Source organism: Klebsiella sp. 10-1 (assembly GCF_009758445.1).
In the GTDB taxonomy this organism is placed as follows: Bacteria; Pseudomonadota; Gammaproteobacteria; order Enterobacterales; family Enterobacteriaceae; genus Klebsiella; species Klebsiella scottii.
Genome location: NZ_WQRE01000002.1, coordinates 642498 through 659793, shown reverse-complemented (window position 1 = coordinate 659793; position 17296 = coordinate 642498). Strand labels below are relative to the sequence as shown.

Here is a 17296-nt window from a genome sequence, read left to right as displayed (position 1 = left end):
GGGGATGAAATGGCAGATTTAGACGATATCAAAGAGGGGAAAAACTTTGGCCTGGACCGACCGCAGCAGAACGCGCTCTACGGGCTGAAGGGCTGCGGATCGCTGGAGTGGGGGATGCAGTCCCGGCTGGCGCGCATCTTTAACCCACACAGCAACCGCACGGTGATGCTGGCCTTCGATCACGGCTATTTTCAGGGGCCGACCACCGGGCTTGAGCGGATCGATCTCTCCATCGCCCCGCTGTTTGATGAGACCGACGTGCTGATGTGTACTCGCGGGATCTTAAGAAGCACGGTACCGGCGGCCACCAATAAGCCGGTGGTTTTGCGCGCCTCCGGCGGTAACTCAATCCTCAGCGAGCTTTCCAACGAATGCGTGGCGGTAACGATGGAGGACGCGCTGCGCCTTAACGTCTGCGCGGTCGCGGCGCAGGTCTATATCGGCAGCGAATATGAGCATCAGTCGATCGGCAACATTATTAAACTGGTGGATGCCGGGAACCGCTACGGCATGCCGGTGCTGGCGGTCACCGGGGTTGGTAAAGAGATGGCCCGCGACGCGCGCTATTTCTCGCTGGCCAGCCGGATCGCCGCCGAGATGGGGGCGCAGTTCGTAAAAACCTATTTTGTTGAAGAAGGCTTTGAAAAAGTGACCGCCAGCTGCCCGGTACCGATCGTGATTGCCGGCGGCAAAAAGCTGCCGGAGCAGGAGGCGCTGGAGATGTGCTGGCGGGCGATTGACCAGGGCGCATCCGGCGTCGATATGGGACGCAATATTTTCCAGTCCAGCGCGCCGCGCGCGATGCTGAAGGCGGTGAAGAAAGTGGTGCACGAGAATATGAGCGCCCGCGAGGCGTATCAGTTCTGGCAGGAGGAGAAGCAGGGGGAGCTGAAATGAACGTGACGCTGGTCGAAATCAATATCAAGCCGGAGCGGGTGCACGAGTTTCTCGACGTCTTTCGCGCGAACCATGAAGGGGCGCTGCAGGAGCCGGGCAACCTGCGCTTCGACGTTCTGCAGGACCCGGAGGTCAAGACGCGGTTTTTTATCTACGAGGCCTATAGGGATGACGAAGCCGTGCTGGCGCACAAAAAAACGCCGCACTATCTGGCCTGCATCGAGAAGCTGGATGAGATGATGTCGCAGCCGCGGCAGAAGCGCAGCTTTATAGGCCTGCTGCCGGAATAGCATTGGAAACTGGCCTGCGGGATCGTCCGGCGAACGGATTACCGCAGGCTAAGTCCCGGCTGGAGGGGGGCAAGGGACTTTTCCCTGGATACGGGGATGTACCACTTCAGGAGCCGGGTCATTGGTGGCGATTTTAACGCCGTGGTGAAGATAGATTTTATTGCTCAGTAAACCAAAGGGTGGTTCACAGTATGGGCCTTATCCATTAATTGATCTGGAAAATATAACTTTCTTCGGGAATTTAAATTTTCAATTGAGAGCCTCCTTCCATAAATAACCCTTCCGTACAACAGAATGAATTTATTCTCACGTCGCTTCTGCAATATTAGGTTTTACATGTATCATCCTTCACTATTCTTACCGCAGCGCACGGCGAGCTTTTTGTATTGTTGATATCGCGTGTATGGTTATGTCTCAATACCTATAGCAGCCTCAATGAATCCCACTCTTGATATATTCAGCATGTTTATATATACAGAAATGAACTGCTAACTAAATTATTAATTAACACTCTACGAATGAACAGTTCGAGAGTTTAAGGTGTTTTTTGTGATTTTCATTTGAGTTGTTTGTTTTTTCGGCATATATTTCCATTTAACAATATTAAAAGTAAGGACACTTTATGAAGGCCTCCAGCTATTTAAAGATGAAGTTACAAAGTGACAGGCAGTTAGCTGTTTATGGACAACAGGGCGTGACCTCCACATGGAAAGCAATGAAGGGTATTGGTTCTGATATTTACTCTGGAGTTGAGCGGGTAAGCTGGTATTCCTCATGTCTTATCCCCCGCTATCATGATGTTTGTAATAAATTAGTTTCTGAAGAACAGCGCATGTATAAGTCGATTCTTTCTGTTTTTCGTTATCACGACGTAATTGGTCATATGTTCTACCTCTATTTTGAAATGATCATTAACGATAGCAAAAATGACAATCAGCAAGGCAGTGTACGATATGTTGACTCCAAAATTACACAAATGGCTACGAAAGTACCCGTTGGTAGAGCAACTCGCTTTGCATTGGCTCTGACTCTTTCGAAAGCTCTTTCTGCATCCGATTTAGTATCTGACGCCGTAATTAAGCGCCTGTCAAAGCGCACACCGGCAATCGTCATGGCTCTTCAGCTTTTTGGTTCTGAGCAAAAATGCGCTATTGCCGCACGACAACTTAAAACACTCGATCCATCGTATTACGCAATCCTTTATAATGCAGAAGTTGAAATGTTGTATTATTTTATTGATCCCATTCTTTCAGATGTTATCAAGCAATATCAAATGCGATTCTATAATAACTACGATGAATTTTATGCTTATCTAAAGAGCCACTACCATGTTTAAAAGCTTGCTATCAATACTCTTTACGGAAATACTTTTCCTCGTTTGGATATTTGCAAGTGGATTAATTTTTATGTATTTAGTCCCTGAATACTGGTTTGTATTGACTGTGGTTTCAGTCATATTGTTAATTATTGTCCATCCTGTTTTATTCGGGCGATTTGATAAGTACGATAAATAATTACTACGAAAAGGATCTTTTATGTCAAACCCAGCTTATTTATGGTTGACGGATGAAAATGGTTCACCAATGGTTGGCCCATCGCTTGTATTGGGTCGTGAAGGTGCTATCGAGTTGAAATCATTCACCCATAATGTCAATATTCCAGTTGACGGCAATACCGGAAAACTGACAGGTACGCGTATTCATATGCCGATTATGTTCCAAAAAGAATTTGATCGTGTAACCCCCATGCTCTATCGCGCGCTGAGTACCGGGAAAACCCTACAATCTGCGATATTCAAAATGTACCAGATTATTGAGGCCGGATTAGAGCAGGAGTACTTCAATATTATTCTCGAAAACGTAAAGCTGACATCAATTACACCGGATTTATACCCAGGAGCAAATACAGGAACGCATCTTGAAACGATTCTTATGCGCTATGAAAAAATTACCTGGAAGCATTGCGATGGCAATATTATCTATACTGACTCATGGAATGAGTGGGCGACATATTAACTTTATGGGCAAACGGCGCATTGCATAAGGATGAAAGCCGGGCGATAACGCGTCTCCCGGGTCAGTATGGCGGAACGGCAGGCGTAAAAAAGCCCGGTGAATATCGCTTCCTCCGGGCTTTTTGTTGGCTATCGTCAGGCTTCTTCCACTGAAACCCGCAGCTCGGCCAGCGCGTTCCGCGCCGCCTTCAGCACCAGCTCGCACTGCTCAAGGGTCAGGGTCAGCGGGGGTTCGATGCGGATCGTCCTCGCGTTGTTCAGGGTGCCGGCCACCAGCACCCGCTGGCGGAACATCAGGCTGGCAAAGTCATAGCCGATTTCGTTATCCACGAATTCAATGGCCATCAGCATCCCTTTACCACGGACTTCGTTCACCAGCTCCGGATACTCGCGAGCCAGCAGGCGGAAGCCGTCCAGCAGCAGATCGCCTTTCTGTTCGGCCTGCGCCGGCAGATTCTCCGTCAGCAGAACGTTGATCGTTGCCAGCGCCGCGGCGCAGGCCAGCGGGTTACCGCCGAAGGTGGTGGTGTGCAGGAACGGATTATCGAACAGCACCGAGAACACCTCTTCGGTGGCAACCGTCGCGCCAATCGGCATCACGCCGCCGCCGAGCGCTTTGGCAAGACACAGAATGTCCGGATGAACGTTTTCATGCTCGCAGGCAAACATTTTGCCGGTGCGGCCCATGCCGGTCTGCACTTCGTCGAAGATCAGCAGCGCGCCAAACTCGTCGCACAGCTTACGGACCGCGGGGAGATAGCCCTGCGGCGGCAGGATCACCCCACCTTCGCCCTGGATCGGCTCAAGGATCACCGCCGCGACGTCATCGCCGGTTTTTTTACACTCGCTGAGCAGCGTGCGCATGGCGTTGATGTCGCCAAACGGCACGTGACGGAATCCCGGCAGCAGCGGCATAAAAGGCTTACGGAACGTCGATTTGGCGGTAGCAGACAGCGCGCCCAGCGATTTGCCATGAAAGGCGCCGCTGGTGGCCACAAAGGTAAACTTGCCGCGAGGGGACTGGTAGGCTTTAGCGAGCTTCAGCGCCGCTTCGACCGACTCGGTGCCGCTATTGGAAAAGAAGCTGTATTTCAGTTTGCCCGGCGTCAGGGCCGCCAGCGTTTTGGCCAGCATGGCCCGCAGCGGATCGAGCAGTTCCTGACTATGAAGAGGTTGCTTAGCGAGCTGATGCTCTACGGCGGAAACAACGACTGGATTACGGTGCCCTACATTAAAAATCCCAAAGCCACCCAGACAATCAATAAACTCTTGTCCCTGAGTGTCGACAAGCGTATTTAAACTTCCCGCCTGCCACTCTACGGCTCCGTAATCCCCGCCAGCGGTAACAGATTTTCGATACGCTAAAAAACCCGGATTTACGTGCTCTTTAAAGTACTCTCTGACCTCCTGGTTAAGTGCTTTCATCTCCTCATGATCGAGCGTTTGCTTTTCAATGAGATTCAGTGCGTGTGCGCTACAGGCCAGAGCCGATGCGCTGGAAGGTAACCTGTTCAAAGTGGGCTCCTGGGATGGGCGTATCACATGATACTGAATTAAGTATTGCAGGGATTACGCCACTTCGGTGGAGGAGCTGAAAATCGGGATAAACGCAGCGTGAAAGCGCAATTGCGCAATATTTAATCTTCCGGCGATATTTTTGGCATGCTTTACTCCTGAGCGGGCGCGGCATGCGCTCTGCGGGCTCTATGCCGCATGCTTCGCCGCGGTGCGCTTTGCCCAACGCTGGGGCAGAAGAGGGCCGGCTGGCGGGCGGCACGCGGCGATAGCTTAATCGAGCTGGGAGATTTCCATCGCCGCGCGGTCGATGACGGCAATAATCTGCTTTAGCTGCGCTTCGCTGATGGCCTGCTGATTAACTTTTAAATCCAGCACGGCTTTAAAATTTTCCAGCGCCCGCTTCATCTGCGGATTTTTGCGCAGTTCGCAGCCGACCATCCGCGCCTGAAGACGCTCCTGAATGTCGGCCAGGGACTGCAGATTCTCCGCGTGCAGGCGGCGACCGTCTTCGCTAATCGAGATTTTTTTACGCCCGTTTTCCTCCTCAACGCCGATCAGCCCCTGATCCTGCAGCAGGTCGAGGGTGGGGTAGATAACGCCGGGGCTCGGGCTGTAGTTGCCCTGAGTCAGGCTCTCGATCTCTTTAATCAGCTCGTAACCGTGGCTGGCGCTGCGGGTGAGGATATCGAGGATAACCAGCCGCAGCTCGCCGTGGCCGAAGAAACGCTGGCGCCGCCCGCCGCCTCTCCGCCCGCGATCGCCACGTTCACCGTGATGCTCGCGCGAGTCGTGCTCTTCTTCATGATGGTTGCGCATCGTTTTCTCCTGTCTGTTTTGATATATCTAATTTATATCTAAATGTAATATCATGGCAAGTTTGATTGCTTTGTTTTTATTAACTAATTGATAATTATTATCTTTATTTTGTTTTTTGGATTTTCATGTCTTTTGGTTTGACTATATCAAAAAAGAGCTTGCATTCTTTTTTAATGGCAATCATTATCATTTGCAAAGTATTTAGATATATCTGTTTAATTTCACGAAGGCCGCTGATGATGACAACAATGAAAAAAACGCAGTATCCGCAACGCGTACAAAACGAACTCCGTTTCCGCGAGCTCACCGTGCTGCGCGTTGAGCGCGTGGGCGCTGGCTTCCAGCGTATCGTGCTGGGCGGCGAAGCGCTGGATGGTTTCGTTTCGCAGGGTTTTGATGACCATACCAAGCTCTTTTTCCCGCAGGAGGGCGCGACCTTTACGCCGCCGCAGGTGACGGATGAAGGCATTAACTGGGGCGAGGGCGTGCGCCCGGCGAGCCGCGACTACACGCCGCTGTACGATGCCGAACGCCACGAGCTGGCCTATGATTTCTTTATTCATGACGGCGGTATCGCCAGCCGCTGGGCGCTGGCGGCAAGCGTCGGCGATAAGCTGGTGATTGGCGGGCCGCGCGGTTCGCTGGTGGTGCCGGAAGACTACGCCTGGCAGCTGTATGTCGGCGATGAGTCCGGGATGCCCGCGCTGCTTCGTCGCCTGCAGGCATTAAGCCAGCTGCCGGTTCAACCGCAGGTTACGGCGATCGTCACCATTGGCGATGAGTCTTATAAAGACTATCTGGCGGATTTTGATGGCTTCAATATCGAGTGGGTGGTGGGCCATAACCCCGCCGCGGTGGCCGAACGTCTGGCGCAGGTGAGCGTCCCGGCTGAGGATTACTTTATCTGGGTGACCGGCGAAGGCGCGGTGGTGAAATCGCTGCTTGAGCGCTTTAAAGGGGAAGAGATCGACCCGCAGCTGGTGCGCTCGCAGGCCTACTGGCACAGTAAATAAGCGGATGCCATGAAGTCCCGGGCCGCGGCTAACTTACTGTCCGGGCCGCATTGCCAAAATGCCCTGTATTCCCGCAGGCGCCGTGCGCCTGCGGGAATGTTTGACTAATCCTGCCTCTCTGCCAGCGCCTTAAACACCATCGCCACCGCGTGAGCGCCCGGGTCCATATTGCCCAGCAGGCTGTCGCTGTTCAGATACGACGCGCGCCCGGCGTTGGCTTTGCTGGCGTGGAGGGTGCTTTCCGCGCCGGCCTCGGCCGCGGCAAACGCCGCCTGCAGATTGTCAGGCGCGGCCAGCAGCGACGCCAGCGCCGGCTGCAGCGCGTCAATCATGGTGCGATCGCCTTCGTCCGCCCCGCCGTAAAACTTCATCTGCGCCAGGCCGGCGTTCAGCGCTTCGGCGACGCCTGCGCCCTGTTCCAGCTTCTGCCCGGCGGCGGTAAAGAAAATAGACATCAGCACGCCGCTGGAACCCCCCATCACCACGGTCAGGCGTTCGCCGATCAGCGCAAACAGGGTGGCGAGGTCGGCGAGCGGCAGCTGCTGGCGATGCAGCAGGTCAGCAACGTCGCGCGCGCCCGCGGCGAAGGTCGAGCCGGTGTCGCCGTCGCCGACTTTGGCATCCAGCGCGTTCAGGTGGGCCTCAAGGTCGGACAGCGTTGCGGTCACCTTCCCGACATAGCCCGCAACGAGGCTATTGTCTGAAGGCTGGAACTCCACGCGGCTACTGCGCAGCGAGCAGGGCATGACGCCGACGGCGCGCGGCTGAACCGGCTTCTGCCAGCTGGCGGTTTCCACCTCGGACAGCAGCGCTTTCTCAATGCTCTCTTCCAGCACGATCGCGGTAATCGAGAAGCCTTTCATATCCAGGGCGGTGACCAGCGAAGCCGGGCCAATCAGCCAGTCAATGCGCTGATGGAGCGGGGTATTGGCCAGCTCGCGGGTGAGGATCGCCATCTCCGCGACCGACACGCCGCCGAGATTATTGAGCATTACCGCCAGGCGGCCGGTTGCCGGCAGGGCCGCGGTCAGCTTCTCCGCCATCAGCTGCATAATCTGCCCGCTGTTCTGGGTAGCGATAACCGAAGCGCCGGGCTCGCCGTGAATGCCCATCCCCAGCTCGGCCCGATCCGGATGATGGCGCGGGGCCGTTTCGGCCTCCTGCGGCAGGTGGCAGCTGGAGAGCGCGAGGCCGAGGCTGCAGGTGTTGTTCGCCGCGTACTGCGCCTCGCGCAGCACGGTCGCCAGGTTATAGCCGCGTTCGGCGAAGTAGCCCGCCACTTTGTGTACCAGGATGGTCCCGGCAATGCCGCGCGGATGCTTGTTATCCGGCAGCGAAATATCGTCGCCGACAATCAGCATCTCGACGCTATAGCCCAGACGACGCGCTTTCTCCGCCGCGAGGCCAAAGTTAAGGCGATCGCCGGTGTAGTTCTTGACGATCAGCAGGCAGCCCGCTTCGCCGGTGACGGCCTGGATGGCCGTCAGCACCGCATCGACGCTCGGTGAAGCAAAAATATCGCCGCAGACGGCGGCGGTGAGCATGCCTTTACCAATAAAGCCCACGTGGGCCGGTTCGTGACCTGAGCCGCCGCCGGAGATCACCGCGACGTTGCTCTTATTCAGATCGCTGCGCACGACTACGCGGATCGCCGGATCGCTCTCCAGCCGCGCCAGGTTATTCCACGGGCTGGCGATAATCGCCCCTTCAATAACGTCGCTGACGAGGCTGGTGCGCTGATTAAAAAAGAATTGAGACATAACGGTTCCTGGAGGTTGAGCGAAAACAGAGTCCCCGGAGGCAGGGCCTCCGGCGTAAGGTCAGTGGGGCAGGCAACGGCTTACCCGCGGATAATGCGCTTTTCGGCGATATCAAGGGTGATGGCATCGCCGCCGTGCAGCGTTTTCAACGCGTCGCCCTGCTGGCACAGGCAGGCGATCCCGGCCTGGCGCGCGATAATCGCGCCGTGGGAGACGTCGCTTCCGCCCTGCAGGCAGATCCCTTTGACCTGCCGGGCGTCGAGCTGCAGTACGGTAGAGGGGAAGATATCATCGGCGATGATAATCACCGGTTCATTCACCGCCAGCGGCACCTCGCTGCGGCCCTGAAGATGGCGCAGCGTACGGTGAAGAAGATCTTCGATATCAATATAGCGCGCCTGCAGATAGGCATCGCTCAGCTGGCGATACTGCTGGCTGAGATCGACCAGCACCTGATACCACGCCCACTCGGCGCAGCACTGCTCCTTGCTCAGGATGGCGCAGGCGGCGTCATAGAGGTCCGGGTCGTCGAGCAGGGTATGGTGGCCGGAAAAAATGGCTGCGATATCGGCGGAATAGCGCTCCTCCGCCAGGCGGGTCAGCGCGTTGAGATCCGCCAGCGTCTGGTCAATGGCCTGCTTCAGGCGCCGCTGCTCTTTGGCGCTATTGGCGCTGTTTCGCCGTCTCGGCTCGGCATGCGGCAGGGGATAAAACAGCGCCTTCCCCTGGACACGGGCGGTGGAGGGGGCGGAAGCCGCCGGGGCGGCGTCCGGCTGCTCGCCAAAGTTCTCCGCCGCCAGCGCCTGGAATGCGGCCAGCGCCGCCTCGGCATCCGGCCCGCGGGCCAGCAGCCTTAGCCGGTCGTCGCGGCGCACCTGCAGCAGCGCGATTTTATTGATGCTGTCCGGCGCCACGCACTTCCCGCCTTTCTCCAGCAGCAGATCGGCGTTGAAACCGGCCAGCGCCGCCACCAGGCGCGAGGCCGGACGAACGTGCAGGCCGTTGTGGTTGCTAATCACCACCGAAACCGACCGCGCGCCGTCATCCTCGGCAAAGGGGGTCGCCTCAGGGGCGGCCTGAGCGGGCGACGGTAACCCCAGCTGAACGCGCTTAGCCTCCAGCGCATTCATGGCGTCCTCAATAACCTTGTCGATCGTTGAACCGGTCGCCGCGCTGACCGTGGCCGCCAGCGTACCTTCGACCAGCGGGGCCGCGCAGAGGCGAACCTTAGCGGCGATAGCGGGATCGAGAAGATCCAGCGCCGTCTCGGCGCTCAGCAGGGCGCTGCCGATATCCATCATCACCAGCACGTGATCGGCGTCGGCAACGGATTCAATCGCCTCCATCACCTTTATGGGATCGGTGCCGATCGGGTTCTCAGGATCGTCAATCCCGGCGGCGATCGCCAGACGGCAGCCGTCGCCGATTAACATCTGCCGGGCCAGTTCTCCGACACCTTCGCCCAGCCGGGCGCTATGAGAAACAATCACCAGGTTTACCATCGCTTTTTCCTTACTCTTTGGCTGCCGCAGCCAGCTCCTGAATCATAAACATCACCGAGGTCGCGCCCGGATCCTGATGTCCGATGCTGCGCTCGCCGAGATAGCTGGCGCGGCCTTTGCGCGCCTGCATGGTGATGGTGGAGCGGGTGGCGATTTCCGCCTGCTTGCAGGCGGCATCCAGCGCGGCGTGCATCGACAGATGCTGTTCGCTGGAGTGGCGCAGCGATTCAACGACCGGTAGCCAGACGTCGCACATCGTTTTATCCCCCGGCTCCGCCTTGCCGCGGTTGACCACGCCGTCCGCGCCTTCGCGCATCATCTGATACAGCTCGTCGAGGCTGAGGCTCTGGTGCGCCTGGGTTACCTGGGCCGCGCGGATAAAGAAGGTGCCGAACAGCGGGCCGCTGGCACCGCCAACGTTGGAAAGCAGCGTCATCCCGGTATTTTTAAGGATAAAACCGATGTCCTTATCGGCAATAGAAGGCAGCTTTTCCACCACCTTGCTGAAGCCGCGATGCATGTTCAGGCCGTGGTCAGCATCGCCAATCTCTTTATCCAGCCCGGTAAGAAAATCCCGCTCTTTGGTAAAGATCTCGCCGCAGCGATAGAGCCAGTTAACGATCTGCGTTCTGTTTAGTGACATGTTGTGCTCCTTAATGGCCCCAGTTCAGCGCCGGGGTATGGACGGGGGCATCCCACAGGGCCAGCGTATCGTCGTCGGCTTTCAGCAGGGTGATGGAAAAGCCCACCATATCCAGAGATGTGCAGTAGCTACCGATAAGGCTGCGGGCGATAGCGATCCTGCTCTCCTCGCAGCGTTCGGCGAGGCGGTTGTAGACGCCGTACAGCTCCGATAGCGGCGTGGCGCCGAGGTTATTGACCAGCGCGATAACGCGGTCGCCGCTCTGTAGCGCCTGTTTACTCTGCTGGACGTCCTGCCAGCTGCCTTTGGCCGGGTCCCACTGGCGCAGGGTGCGGCTGTAGGTACCGTTTTCCAGCAGGGTGGCGAACATTTCGTCCACGGTCTGGTCGAGGGAGCTGAAGGCGCGGCGGTCAATCCCCGGCTCGCCGTGGATGCCGACGCCGAACTCCATTTCATTATCCTGCAGCTCAAAAGAGGGCTGCCCGGCGGCCGGAACGGTGCAGGCCGCCAGGGCGACACCGATGGAGTGGCCGAGGTTGTTGAGCCTGCGGCCCAGCTCGGCGCAGGCTTCCAGCGAGTCGCCGCGCTCGGCGGCGGCGCCCACCAGCTTTTCAACCAGCACGGTGTTGGCTACGCCCCGGCGACCGGCGGTATAGAGGCTGTCCTTCACCGCCACGTCATCATCGATAACCACGGTGGTGACCTTGACGCCGCTCTCATGCAGCAGCTCGGCGGCGGTTTCGAAATTCAAAATATCGCCGGTATAGTTTTTGATAATCAGCAGCACGCCTTCGCCGCCGTCGATATTCATCGCGCACTCAAACATTTTATCCGGCGTCGGCGAGGTGAAGATCTCGCCGGGACAGGCGCCGGAGAGCATGCCCTGGCCGATGTAGCCGCAGTGCATTGGCTCATGTCCGCTGCCGCCGCCGGAAAGCAGCGCCACTTTTCCGGCAACCGGCGCATCGGCGCGGGTGACGTACACCGGGTCCTGATGCAGCGTTAATTCGGGATGGGCCTTCGCCAGGCCCGCCAGCTGTTCGCTCAGGACATCTTCGACACGGTTAATCAGTTTTTTCATCTTTATGCTCCGTCGCAGTGGTTCGATGCAGCCTCTCTGCTGGCGGAGGCGGTCATCGTGTAGGGGTTCGCCAGCCGATAAGCGCTGTCCGGCGATGTAGTGATTCTGGCTGAGTTAGCGAAAAAAAAAATCTGCCCGAAGAGGGTTTCATTCCGGAACGTGATTGCTGATAAATGTTCCGTAATGAAACGTTTATTGCGAAGAAAAAAGCAAAATGCGACCCAGAGCGGTTTTTTTCATACCGCCGCGAGGCGGATAAGCGGCGATGACGAAGCGGGTTTTTAGTTTTTTTTCGCGGCCAGGGGCCGATTTCCCGGTGAGCTATGCTGTTTGCCGGGCAAATTTACGCCGCACGGGCGGATCGGGATCGCAATCCCAGCGTTTCATGGTGATTAATGTTTCAATATGAAACGCAAAAAAATTTTCTCTGTTCCATATCAGAACAAAATTACGAAAGATTTTTTTGTTCTCCGCTCGCCCTACAGTGGTTGCATCGCTCCGGTAGCGCTCCCGTTCCCCTCATTAGCAGAAGGCGGAGCGGAGTGGCGCCAGGGCTCATTATGTAAAAACATGCACTTAGAGCCTATCCCATTAGGGCTATTTTACTTGCCATTTGGAACCTGGGCAGTGCTCGAAATCCTCACGTACTACGTGTACGCTCCGGTTTCTCCGCGCTGTCCGTGTTCAAACTGGCTACGCCAATTACGCCTGGTGGGATAGGCTCTTATTTGAGGGTGAAAGGAATGCTAAAAGTTATTCAATCTCCAGCCAAATATCTCCAGGGACCTGATGCATCCACGCTGTTTGGCGAGTACGCCAAAAACCTGGCGGACAGCTTTTTCGTGATTGCCGATGACTTCGTCATGAAGCTGGCGGGAGACAAGGTGCTTAACGGCCTGCATAGCCACAATATTAGCTGCCATGCCGAGCGCTTTAACGGTGAATGCAGCCATGCGGAAATCAACCGCCTGATCGCGATTCTGCAGCAGCACGGCTGCCGCGGCGTGGTGGGGATTGGCGGCGGCAAGACCCTCGATACGGCGAAAGCCATCGGCTTTTACCAGAAGCTGCCGGTGGTGGTTATCCCCACCATCGCCTCGACCGATGCGCCAACCAGCGCGCTGTCGGTTATCTACAGCGAAGCGGGCGAGTTTGAAGAGTATCTGATCTATCCGAAAAACCCGGATATGGTGGTGATGGATACGGCGATTATCGCCAAAGCGCCGGTGCGCCTGCTGGTGGCCGGGATGGGCGATGCGCTCTCCACCTGGTTTGAAGCGAAGGCCTGTTTTGATGCCAGGGCAACCAGCATGGCGGGCGGGCAGTCCACGGCGGCGGCCTTGAGCCTGGCGCGCCTGTGCTATGATACGCTGCTGGCCGAGGGTGAAAAGGCGCGTCTTGCCGCCCAGGCGGGGGTGGTGACCGATGCCCTGGAACGCATCGTGGAAGCCAATACCTACCTCAGCGGTATCGGCTTTGAAAGCAGCGGCCTCGCCGGCGCGCATGCGATCCATAACGGCTTTACCATTCTGGAAGAGTGTCACCATCTGTACCACGGCGAAAAAGTGGCGTTTGGTACCCTGACCCAGCTGGTGCTACAAAATAGCCCGCTGGAAGAGATTGAAACGGTGCTGAACTTCTGCCAGAAAGTGGGCCTGCCGGTGACCCTTGCGCAAATGGGCGTGAAGGAGGGCATTGAAGGGAAAATTGCGGCCGTGGCGCAGGCGACCTGCGCGCCGGGCGAAACCATCCACAATATGCCGTTCCCGGTGACCGCCAGCAGCGTCTACGCCGCGATTCTGACCGCCGACCTGCTGGGGCAGCAGTGGCTGGCGCGGTGATAGCGTGCCGGTAAGTCTCTTCTCTGGAGAGTAAAGAGACCTCTTCTCCCCTTCGGCAGCTTCTGCCGGAGGGGTTGTCGTTTTTAACACAGCGGAAATGGATATGACTGCGCAGACTCAGAGCTTTTCTTCGGTGATAACCCAGTCATGGCATCGTTGCAGCAAGTTTATGCAGCGGGAAACCTGGCAGGCGCCGCACCAGGCGCAGGGGCTGACGTTTGAATCCATCTGTCGGCGCAAGACCGCGCTGCTGACGATTGGCCAGGCGGCGCTGGAGGACGCCTGGGAGTTTATGGATAGCCGTCCCTGCGGGCTGTTTATCCTCGACGAGTCCGCCTGTATTCTCAGCCGCTGCGGCGATCCGCAAACCCTTGACCAGCTTGCTGAGCTGGGCTTTCGCGACGGCAGCTACTGCGCGGAAAGCATTATCGGCAGCTGCGCGCTCTCTTTGGCCTCGATGCTCGGACAGCCGGTGAAAACCGCCGGCGACAGCCACTTTAAGCAGGCGCTGCGGCCGTGGTCGTTCAGCTCGACGCCGGTGTTTGATAACCACGGCCGGCTGTTTGGCTCTATCTCGCTGTGCTGCCTGACGGAGCAGCAGGCGACGTCGGATTTATCGCTGACCCTCGCGATTGCCCGCGAGGTGGGGAACTCTCTGCTGACCGACAGCCTGCTGGCCGAGTCCAATCGGCACCTTAATCAGATGTACGGCCTGCTGGAAAGCATGGATGACGGGGTGATGGCGTGGAACGAGCAGGGGGTTCTGCAGTTTCTCAACGCGCGGGCCGCGACGCTGCTGCATCTCGATGCGCAGGCCAGCCAGGGACGCAATATTAACGAGCTGGTGACGCTGCCGGCGCTGCTGCGCAGGGCGATTAAGCACGCGCGCGGGCTGAATCATGTGGAAGTCACCTTCGAAAGCCAGCACCAGTTTGTCGATGCCGTGATTACGCTGAAGCCGATTGTCGAAGAGCAGGGCAACAGCTTTATTCTGCTGCTGCACCCGGTGGAACAGATGCGCCAGCTGATGACCAGCCAGCTGGGCAAGGTGAGCCACACCTTTGAGCAGATGTCGGCGGACGATCCGGAAACCCGGCGCCTGATTCATTTTGGCCGCCAGGCGGCGAGAGGCGCTTTTCCTGTGCTGCTGTGCGGGGAAGAGGGCGTCGGCAAAGAGCTGCTCAGCCAGGCCATCCATAATGAAAGCGAGCGGGCGGGCGGCCCCTATATTGCGGTGAACTGCCAGCTGTACGCCGACGGCGCGCTCGGGCAGGATTTTATGGGCAGCGCGCCGACCGACGACGAAAACGGCCGCCTGAGCCGGCTGGAGCTGGCCAACGGCGGCACCCTGTTTCTGGAAAAAATCGAGTACCTGGCGCCGGAGCTGCAGTCGGCGCTGCTGCAGGTCATTAAGCAGGGCGTATTAACCCGCCTCGACGCCCGGCGCCTGATCCCGGTGGACGTGAAGGTGATCGCGACGACCACCGTCGACCTCGCCAACCTGGTGGAGCAGAACCGCTTTAGCCGCCAGCTGTACTACGCGCTGCACTCGTTTGAGATCGTGATTCCCCCGCTGCGGGCGCGGCGCAACAGCATCACCTCGCTGGTGCATAACCGTCTGCGGAGCCTGGAAAAGCGCTTCTCGTCGCGCCTGAAGGTGGACGATGACGCCCTGGCGCAGCTGGTGAACTACTCCTGGCCGGGAAATGATTTTGAACTGAACAGCATTATTGAAAACGTCGCGATCAGCAGCGACAACGGGCACGTTCGCCTGAGCAACCTGCCGGAGTACCTGTTTACCGAACGTACCGGCACCGACACTTCCTCTTCGCTGCTCCCCGCCAGCCTGACGTTTAGCGCCATTGAAAAAGAGGCGATTATCCACGCCGCCCGCGTGACCAGCGGCCGGGTCCAGGAGATGTCGCAGCTGCTGAATATCGGGCGTACCACGCTGTGGCGCAAGATGAAGCAGTATGACATCGACGCCGGCCAGTTTAAGCGTAAACATCTGGAGTAGACGCCTACTCGCCGTACGGCGTCAGGGCAGCGGCGGCGTCGCGGTACAGCCATTGCGTCCGGCGCTGGGCCAGCCCCGTACGCTGCTGCGCCGTCGGGGGACGCTCGCTGACGACATAGTCAAAATCGCCGACGTGGCCGTTGCGGCACAGCGCCGTGCGGCCAAACTTGGTGCTGTCGATCGCCAGCACCGTGACGTCCGCGCCGGCGGTTAACGCCCGCCGCGCCACCACTTCATCATCGTTAAAATCGTACAGCTCGCCGGCTTCGTCGATGCCGCCGACGGACACCACGCCAATATCCACCCGGTAGCGGCTAAAGAACGCCAGGGCGTCGCCGCCGATAATATCCAGATCGCGCTTGCGGATACGTCCGCCGGCTATCGTCAGCGCGCAGTCGGGAAGCTGGCTGAGCGGCTGTGCCGCGTGCAGGTTATTGGTGAAGACGGCGAGAGAAACGCTCTTCGGCAGGGCGTGCGCCACCATCTCCACCGTGGTGCCGGTGCCGAGGAAGCAGCTTTGCGCCCCGCAGAGCAGCTGCGCAACCTGGCCGCCAATCCAGCGTTTGCCGTTGATATTGACGATCTTGCGCTGCTGCCAGGCGATATTTTCGCGCGCGAAAGGCGCGACCAGGCCGTGGCGGCGCAGCAGCAGCCCCTGCGCCGTCAGGTCCCGCAGATCGCTGCGTATGGTTTGCAGCGATACGCCAAAGTGCCTGGAGAGCGCTTCAATGCTGATTTCGCCGCGTTCTGTCGCCAGGGCGACAATGGCGCTGCGACGGGTTTCCGGTGTCATGTTCCCTTCCTGTCACGCTATTTTCGGCCATGCTAGCGCGGCAATATGAAACTATGACTACGAAAGAAAGTGGTCATATTTTTGTCAGATTCCCTTGTTTTAATCGTCGCAACGAAAACACGGGGACGGAACGATGAATAAAAAAAACGTGCTGGCGGCGATGCTGCTAACCATCATGAGCGCATCGGCTTTTGCCAAATCGACGCTGACGCTCTATACCAGCCAGCCCAACGAAGACGCGCAGACCACCGTCAGCGCCTTTGAAAAAGCGCATCCCGATATTGAAGTGAAATGGATCCGTGACGGAACCACCAAGCTGACCGCCCGCCTGCAGGCCGAGCTCGCCGCCGGCGCCGCCGCGCCGGACGTGCTGCTGATCGCCGATAGCGTCACTATGGAAGCCCTGAAGCAGCAGAATTTACTGGCCGGCTATCGCTCGCCGCAGGCCGGCCGCTTTGACGCGCAGCTGTATGATAAAGACGGCTACTACTACGGCACCAAGCTGATCACCACCGGCATCGCCTGGAATACTAAAGCGCCGGTTAAACCGACCTCCTGGCTGGATCTCCTGAAGCCGGAGCTAAAGAACATGACCACCCTGCCCAGCCCGCTTTACTCCGGCGCGGCGCAAATCCATCAGGCCACGCTGATGAACGCTCCCGATCTCGGCTGGCAATACTACGAGAAGCTAAAAGCGAACGGCGCGATGCCGCAAAGCGGCAACGGCGCGGTGATGAACGCCATCGCTTCCGGCAGCAAGGCTTACGGCGTGCTGGTGGATTACATGGCCATTCGCGAAAAGGCCAAGGGCGCGCCCATCGGGTTTACCTTCCCGAAAGAGGGCGTCAGCATCGTGACCGAGCCGGTAGCGATGCTGAAGAGTGCGAAAAACCCGCAGGGCGCAAAGGCGTTTATCGATTTCTTACTCTCGACCGAGGGGCAGAAGCTGGTGCTGCAGCAGGGCTACCTGCCGGCCGATGCTTCGCTGCCGGTACCTGAGGGCTTCCCGCCGCGCGACAGCATTAAGCTGATGCCGTTCGACGCCGCCAAAGCGCTGGCCGATACCGAGGCTAACAAAAAGCGCTTTGCCGACCTGTTCGGCAGCCGTTAA

15 protein-coding genes are annotated in these 17296 nt (G+C 57.8%); 8 read left to right on the top strand and 7 right to left on the bottom strand.

Annotated elements, in window-relative coordinates; all coding sequences use genetic code 11:
* Window positions 1-9: 9 nt before the first annotated feature.
* The 4 genes from lsrF (at window position 10) to GO007_RS11195 (ending at window position 3202) form a co-directional block, all read left to right on the top strand.
* Window positions 10-897 carry a 3-hydroxy-5-phosphonooxypentane-2,4-dione thiolase gene (gene lsrF / locus GO007_RS11210; protein ID WP_095099700.1) on the top strand — a complete coding sequence of 296 codons (888 nt, stop codon included), beginning with the start codon at window positions 10-12 and terminating at the stop codon, window positions 895-897.
* Window positions 894-1187 carry a (4S)-4-hydroxy-5-phosphonooxypentane-2,3-dione isomerase gene (gene lsrG, locus GO007_RS11205; RefSeq protein WP_095099697.1) on the top strand — a complete coding sequence of 98 codons (294 nt, stop codon included), beginning with the start codon at window positions 894-896 and terminating at the stop codon, window positions 1185-1187. Before lsrF ends, lsrG begins: the two co-directional genes overlap by 4 nt.
* 622 nt (window positions 1188-1809) lie before the next feature.
* A complete protein-coding gene (locus GO007_RS11200) occupies window positions 1810-2523 on the top strand; it encodes a hypothetical protein (RefSeq protein WP_095099694.1) in 714 nt (237 codons plus the stop codon).
* Between the two features lie 199 nt (window positions 2524-2722).
* Entirely contained in the window at window positions 2723-3202 is a 480-nt protein-coding gene (locus GO007_RS11195; protein ID WP_095099688.1) for an Hcp family type VI secretion system effector, read from the top strand.
* Window positions 3203-3336: 134 nt separating this feature from the next.
* Here GO007_RS11195 and ygjG read toward each other — a convergent pair whose 3' ends face one another.
* Both ygjG and GO007_RS11185 read right to left on the bottom strand, forming a co-directional pair.
* Window positions 3337-4716, bottom strand: coding sequence for a putrescine aminotransferase (ygjG, locus tag GO007_RS11190; RefSeq protein ID WP_095099685.1), 1380 nt, complete (start codon window positions 4714-4716; stop codon window positions 3337-3339).
* Between the two features lie 273 nt (window positions 4717-4989).
* Entirely contained in the window at window positions 4990-5535 is a 546-nt protein-coding gene (locus GO007_RS11185; protein ID WP_095099681.1) for a PadR family transcriptional regulator, read from the bottom strand.
* Between the two features lie 236 nt (window positions 5536-5771).
* Here GO007_RS11185 and GO007_RS11180 point away from each other — a divergent pair, with 236 nt between their 5' ends.
* Complete coding sequence (locus tag GO007_RS11180; RefSeq protein WP_189339850.1) at window positions 5772-6548, top strand: siderophore-interacting protein; 777 nt, start codon at window positions 5772-5774, stop codon at window positions 6546-6548.
* Window positions 6549-6652: 104 nt separating this feature from the next.
* Here GO007_RS11180 and GO007_RS11175 read toward each other — a convergent pair whose 3' ends face one another.
* From GO007_RS11175 to dhaK, 4 genes are all read right to left on the bottom strand, one after another.
* The gene (locus GO007_RS11175) at window positions 6653-8308 is read right to left on the bottom strand and encodes a glycerone kinase (protein WP_095099680.1); all 1656 of its coding nucleotides are present in this window, start codon (window positions 8306-8308) and stop codon (window positions 6653-6655) included.
* Between the two features lie 80 nt (window positions 8309-8388).
* Window positions 8389-9810 carry a dihydroxyacetone kinase phosphoryl donor subunit DhaM gene (gene dhaM, locus GO007_RS11170; protein WP_095099677.1) on the bottom strand — a complete coding sequence of 474 codons (1422 nt, stop codon included), beginning with the start codon at window positions 9808-9810 and terminating at the stop codon, window positions 8389-8391.
* A 10-nt stretch (window positions 9811-9820) separates the two neighbouring features.
* A complete protein-coding gene (dhaL, locus tag GO007_RS11165; RefSeq protein WP_095099674.1) occupies window positions 9821-10453 on the bottom strand; it encodes a dihydroxyacetone kinase subunit DhaL in 633 nt (210 codons plus the stop codon).
* 10 nt (window positions 10454-10463) lie between these two features.
* The gene (gene dhaK, locus GO007_RS11160; protein ID WP_095099671.1) at window positions 10464-11534 is read right to left on the bottom strand and encodes a dihydroxyacetone kinase subunit DhaK; all 1071 of its coding nucleotides are present in this window, start codon (window positions 11532-11534) and stop codon (window positions 10464-10466) included.
* 743 nt (window positions 11535-12277) lie between these two features.
* Here dhaK and GO007_RS11155 point away from each other — a divergent pair.
* A complete protein-coding gene (locus tag GO007_RS11155; protein ID WP_095099669.1) occupies window positions 12278-13375 on the top strand; it encodes a glycerol dehydrogenase in 1098 nt (365 codons plus the stop codon).
* Between the two features lie 103 nt (window positions 13376-13478).
* Entirely contained in the window at window positions 13479-15392 is a 1914-nt protein-coding gene (gene dhaR / locus GO007_RS11150; protein ID WP_095100115.1) for a dihydroxyacetone kinase operon transcriptional regulator DhaR, read from the top strand.
* A gap of 4 nt (window positions 15393-15396) precedes the next feature.
* Here the strand turns inward: dhaR and GO007_RS11145 are convergent, their stop codons facing one another.
* The gene (locus GO007_RS11145) at window positions 15397-16185 is read right to left on the bottom strand and encodes a DeoR/GlpR family DNA-binding transcription regulator (RefSeq protein WP_095099666.1); all 789 of its coding nucleotides are present in this window, start codon (window positions 16183-16185) and stop codon (window positions 15397-15399) included.
* 133 nt (window positions 16186-16318) lie between these two features.
* On the opposite strand from GO007_RS11145, the gene GO007_RS11140 reads away from it, so the two are divergent.
* Window positions 16319-17296, top strand: coding sequence for an ABC transporter substrate-binding protein (locus GO007_RS11140; RefSeq protein ID WP_095099665.1), 978 nt, complete (start codon window positions 16319-16321; stop codon window positions 17294-17296).

Bases quoted from the DNA above. Each gene is read 5' to 3' on its own strand.
- GO007_RS11175 (WP_095099680.1), bottom strand. From the start codon at position 8,308: ATGTCTCAATTCTTTTTTAATCAGCGCACCAGCCTCGTCAGCGACGTT.
- lsrG (WP_095099697.1), top strand. From the start codon at position 894: ATGAACGTGACGCTGGTCGAAATCAATATCAAGCCGGAGCGGGTGCAC.
- dhaR (WP_095100115.1), top strand. From the start codon at position 13,479: ATGACTGCGCAGACTCAGAGCTTTTCTTCGGTGATAACCCAGTCATGG.
- GO007_RS11145 (WP_095099666.1), bottom strand. From the start codon at position 16,185: ATGACACCGGAAACCCGTCGCAGCGCCATTGTCGCCCTGGCGACAGAA.
- lsrF (WP_095099700.1), top strand. From the start codon at position 10: ATGGCAGATTTAGACGATATCAAAGAGGGGAAAAACTTTGGCCTGGAC.
- GO007_RS11155 (WP_095099669.1), top strand. From the start codon at position 12,278: ATGCTAAAAGTTATTCAATCTCCAGCCAAATATCTCCAGGGACCTGAT.
- dhaL (WP_095099674.1), bottom strand. From the start codon at position 10,453: ATGTCACTAAACAGAACGCAGATCGTTAACTGGCTCTATCGCTGCGGC.
- GO007_RS11180 (WP_189339850.1), top strand. From the start codon at position 5,772: ATGATGACAACAATGAAAAAAACGCAGTATCCGCAACGCGTACAAAAC.
- dhaK (WP_095099671.1), bottom strand. From the start codon at position 11,534: ATGAAAAAACTGATTAACCGTGTCGAAGATGTCCTGAGCGAACAGCTG.
- dhaM (WP_095099677.1), bottom strand. From the start codon at position 9,810: ATGGTAAACCTGGTGATTGTTTCTCATAGCGCCCGGCTGGGCGAAGGT.
- GO007_RS11200 (WP_095099694.1), top strand. From the start codon at position 1,810: ATGAAGGCCTCCAGCTATTTAAAGATGAAGTTACAAAGTGACAGGCAG.
- GO007_RS11140 (WP_095099665.1), top strand. From the start codon at position 16,319: ATGAATAAAAAAAACGTGCTGGCGGCGATGCTGCTAACCATCATGAGC.
- GO007_RS11185 (WP_095099681.1), bottom strand. From the start codon at position 5,535: ATGCGCAACCATCATGAAGAAGAGCACGACTCGCGCGAGCATCACGGT.
- GO007_RS11195 (WP_095099688.1), top strand. From the start codon at position 2,723: ATGTCAAACCCAGCTTATTTATGGTTGACGGATGAAAATGGTTCACCA.